The following is a 4,397-nucleotide window of genomic DNA, read 5'->3' on the forward strand; positions in this document are numbered from 1 at the left end:
ACGATCACCGCCGGGTGCTGGCGCGGGTGTCAGGGGGCGGGCAGCTCCGGGACCTCGTAGACGGTCACGGTGCCGCTGCGGAAGGCCGGGCGCAGGCCCGGCACCTCGTCCAGGCCCGTCAGCCCGGGCGGCACGGTGTAGGAGTCCGAGCCGTAGAACGCCGCGTCCGCGCCCCGCAGCGGCAGCCACGGCGCGTCGGTGTCCACGACGACCCACCGCACCCCGAGCTCGCGCACCAGCTCGCGCACCCGCGCGTCGGTGGGGAACCCCCGGAAGGAGCGCAGCAGCTCGCGCACCCGCGGCGCGCGCGGCGAGCCGGTGGGGGTGGTGGCCAGGACCGGCACCCCGTGGCGGACGTAGCCCCACGTCGAGCCGTCGTTGCCGTTGTTCAGGACCCGCTCACCCGGGCGCACCTCCCCGGCGAGGAACTCCGCGGCGGCCAGGTCGTCGGGGCTGACCCGCTGGTAGACGGGGTCGGCGTGCTTCTCGCGCAGCGCCCGCACGACCGCGTCCCCGGTGCCGGCGGCGGTCCCCGCCAGCAGCACCGCCGCCAGCGCGCCGGACAGCAGCGCGCGCGGCGCCGGCGGCACGAGGCGGGCGAGCAGCCCCGGCAGCCGCACCGCCGCCACCCCCACCAGCAGCCACGCCCACGGCGCGCCGTGCGCGGCGACGCGGTAGTACGAGTTCCAGGCGGTGTCCCACAGCACGTCCAGCCCCGGCGCCGAGGCGCCCACCAGGTACAGCACCGAGACGGCCGCCCACGCCAGCCACGTCAGGGCCACCGCGCCGGCCCACCGGCCCGCCAGCAGCGCCCCCAGCAGCACAGCGCCCGCCAGCCACCACTGCGCGGTGACCCCCTCGGGGTCGATCCCCCCCTGCAGCGGCAGCACCAGCACCCGGCGCAGGGCCGCGGGCAGGCCCAGCACGGGCACGTCGCGGGCGAACCGCTCCGAGGAACCGCCGCCCGCGCCCGCCGCGGCCGCCAGCGACGGCAGCACCAGCGCGGCGGCCAGGGCCCCGCCGCAGGCCAGCGCCCCGGCCCACCGCCACGGCAGCGGCCAGCGGCGGCGCACCACCCCGTCGGCGACCACCCACGCCACCGCCCCGGCACCGACGGTGACGGCCGCGCTGGGGTGCACGTTCAGCGCCCCCGCGCAGCCCAGCGCCAGCGGCAGCACCCGGGCGGCGGGGGCGGGGCGCTCGGCCGCCGGCGGCGGCAGCACCAGGGCCAGCAGCCCGGGGGCCAGGGCGAGCGCGGTCGCGTTGGCGACGGCACCGGAGTCGTGGTGCATGGCCAGCAGCGGCTGGTACGCCAGCGCCGAGGCGAGCGCCGCGGCCCCGCCGGCCACGGCCCCCGCACCCGGCAGCACCCGGTGGGCCAGGGCGAACAGGCCCAGCGGCTGCACGAGCGCGACGGCGAGCACGCCGGTGGCGTTCAGGGCGGTGACGACGGTGCCGCCCCACGCGCCGGACGTGCCGGCCAGCAGGGCGACCCACTCGTGCAGGCCGCTGGGGTAGTACAGCGCCGGGGACCCGGTCACCACGTCCAGGGGCTGGGCGCTCCAGGGGGCGGCCTCGCCGCTGCGGGCGATGCGGGCGGCGACGAGGGACTGGGTGACGGAGTCGTGCTCCTGGGACGGCACCGCCAGGGAGCCCAGGCCGGCGCGGAAGACGTGCACCGCCCACGCGGCCGCGGCGGCCAGCAGCACCGCGCCCACCGCGCGGGCGGTGCGCCCGCCGGACCCGCCGGCACCGGCGGCCGGGTGCGCCCCGGGGGGCGGTGGGCCCGGCCGCCGGGCGGCGAGGGCGCGCACGGCCGCGGCCACCGCGGCGGCCAGGCCCGCGAGCGCGGCGGTGACCGCGAGCGCCGTCCACCACGTGAAGGGCACCGGCAGCGGGGCCGTGGCGACCGCGGCGACGGTGAACGCGCCGACGCCGACGACCGGCGCGGCACCGGCCAGCAGGGCGGCCGAGCGCACCCCCGCGGCGCGCAGCACCAGCGCGCCCGGCAGCAGCACCCACAGCGCCCCCAGGGCGAGGGTGGCGGCGTCGGCGGCCGGGTCGCCGGCCGGCCAGGTGACCGGGCCGGGCCCGGCGCGCGTCACCGCAGCACCGCCAGCACCGCGGCCGCGGCTCGCTCGGCGGCGGCGGCCAGGGAGCCGTGCCGCAGCGCCCACTCCCGCAGCCGCTGCCGCTGCGCCGCGTCCGGGCGCCGCCAGCCGCTCAGCGCCCGCGCCACCGACGCGGTGTCGTGCTCCACGGCCGCACCGAGGTCCCCGGCCAGCACGGCGTCGCGGCCGCTGCCGACGCCGGCGAACAGCACGGGGGTGCCGCAGGCCGCCGCTGCGGCGATCTTCGTGGGGGCCATGAGGTCGTAGCCGCTGCCGGGCACCAGGGACGCCAGCGCCACGTCCGCCTCCCCCAGGAGGCGGGCGGCCTCGGCGGGCGCCACCGTCCCGGGCAGCTCGACCGCGCCGGGCGCCAGCTCGGCGGCCAGCACCCGCAGCCGGGGCGCGTCGACGCCGCCGCCGACCATGACCAGCCGGGCGGCCGGGTCGGCGCGGGCCACCTCGGCGAAGGCGCGCACGAACACCTCCGCGCCCTGCCACTGCGACATGGTGCCGCTGTAGACGGCGCGCAGCCCGGGCGCGTCCGGCACCCGGCCGGAGGGCCGGAAGACGCCGACGTCCACGCCGTTGCCGACGACGTGCACGCGCTCGCGGTCCACGCCGGCGCGCACCACCTCCTCGGCCATGCCGTCCGTGACGGCCAGCACGGCCGCCGCGCCGCGCAGCGCGGTCGCCTCCGCGGCGCGCAGCGCCGTCAGCACCGGCCGCGGCGCCCCGGCCGCGACCGCGCCCAGCGACCACACGTCGGGCACGTAGGAGACGTACGGCACGCCGCGCAGCCGGCTCGCCAGCCGCGTCGCCAGGCCCGTGGTCGGCGGCGGTTCGTGCACGACGACGTCGGGGCGCCTGCCCAGCAGCAGCCGCCCGGTCAGCGGCACGTCGAAGCTCAGGTACGGCAGGTAGCCGCGCACGACGCCCTCGGCGTCGCGCAGCACGGGGGCGCGGCGGGTCCGCACGCCGTCCTCGTCGGGCGGGGCGGCGCCGGGCGGGGAGGTGGTGAGGACCTCCACGTCGCAGCCGGCGGCGACCAGGGCGAGCGCCAGGGCGCGCAGCCGGAAGGGGGCGGCACCCACGTCGGGCGCCCAGGTCCGGGTGGCGATGCGGACCAGGGGCGACACGGAGCGGGACCCTACCCGGACGCGCCGTCACCCCGGGGTGGGCGCGGCAGGATCGCGGCGTGCGCATCGCCGTCGTGACCACCTGGTACCCCAGCAGCGCCGACGGCGTGGAGGGCGTGTTCGTGCGCCGGCACGTCGAGGCGCTGCGGCTCGGGCACGAGGTGTCGGTGCTGCACCTGGCGTCCCGGCCGGCCGCACCCGAGCCGGGCGTGGAGCGGCTGGTGCTGGACCGGCGCTCGCCGCGGTCCGTGGCGCGGGCGCTGGCGGCGGTGCGCGCGGCGGCGGGCGGGGCGGACGTGCTGCACACGCACGTGTTCTCCGCGCTGCTGCTGCTCGGCCCGCTGGCCGGGCCGTGGCGGCCACCGGTGCCGTGGCTGCACACCGAGCACTGGTCGGGCGTGTCGGACCCGGCCTCGGGCGGGCCGCTGTGGCGGCGGGCGGCCGGGGCGCGACGGGTGCTGGCGCGCCCGGACGCGGTGACGGCGGTGAGCCGCTACCTGGCGGACGCGGTCGCGCCCTTCCGCCGGGACGGCACCTGCCACGTCGTGCCGAACGTCGTGCCGGCCCCGGCCCCGGTGGTGCCGCCGCCGGGCGGGCCGGTGCTGCGGCTGCTGGCGGTGGGCAACCTGCGGCCGGTGAAGGACCCGCTGCTGGCGGTGGCGGCGCTGGCGGAGCTGCGCCGGCGCGGCGTGGACGCGCGCCTGCGCTGGGTGGGGTCCGGGCCGCTGGAGGGGGCGGTGCGCGAGCGGGCCGCGCGGCTGGGGGTGGCCGGCTCGCTGGAGCTGCTGGGGCGGCGGGCACCGGCGGAGTTCGCCGGCGAGTGGGCGGCGTGCGACGTGTTCCTGCTGCCCAGCCGGCACGAGACGTTCTGCGTGGCCGGTGCGGAGGCGCTGGCGGCGGGGCGCCCGGCGGTGCTGGGCGCGCGCGGCGGGGCGCGGGACTTCGCCGGGCCGGGGGTGCACCTGGTGGCCGAGCGCACCGCGGCCGCGTTCGCCGACGCGGTGCAGCGCGCCGCCGCGGAGCACCTGCCGCCGGAGCGGATCGCCGGGCCGGTGCGCGAGCGCTTCTCCCCCGCCGCCGTGGCCGCCGCCTTCGACGCGGTGCTGGCCACCCTGCCCGCCCGCCCCTGACCCCGCCCTCCCCCCTCCCC

The 4,397-nt window shown here is 81.0% G+C and carries 3 protein-coding genes; 1 reads left to right on the top strand and 2 read right to left on the bottom strand.

Annotation, left to right across the window (positions count from 1 at the left end; genetic code table 11):
- Nucleotides 1-29: 29 nt before the first annotated feature.
- Nucleotides 30-2,105 (bottom strand): DUF6541 family protein, encoded by a 2,076-nt coding sequence (locus MN205_RS06860; RefSeq protein WP_242125617.1) that lies wholly within the window; start codon nt 2,103-2,105, stop codon nt 30-32.
- Nucleotides 2,102-3,247 (bottom strand): glycosyltransferase, encoded by a 1,146-nt coding sequence (locus MN205_RS06865; RefSeq protein ID WP_242125619.1) that lies wholly within the window; start codon nt 3,245-3,247, stop codon nt 2,102-2,104. The genes MN205_RS06860 and MN205_RS06865 overlap by 4 nt, the downstream gene beginning before the upstream one ends.
- 59 nt (nt 3,248-3,306) lie before the next feature.
- On the opposite strand from MN205_RS06865, the gene MN205_RS21690 reads away from it, so the two are divergent.
- Nucleotides 3,307-4,377: a glycosyltransferase gene (locus MN205_RS21690; protein ID WP_242125621.1), complete on the top strand. Its 1,071-nt coding sequence runs from the start codon at nt 3,307-3,309 to the stop codon at nt 4,375-4,377.
- Nucleotides 4,378-4,397: the final 20 nt, after the last annotated feature.

The organism is Kineococcus sp. TRM81007 (assembly GCF_022669155.1).
In the GTDB taxonomy this organism is placed as follows: Bacteria; Actinomycetota; Actinomycetes; order Actinomycetales; family Kineococcaceae; genus Kineococcus.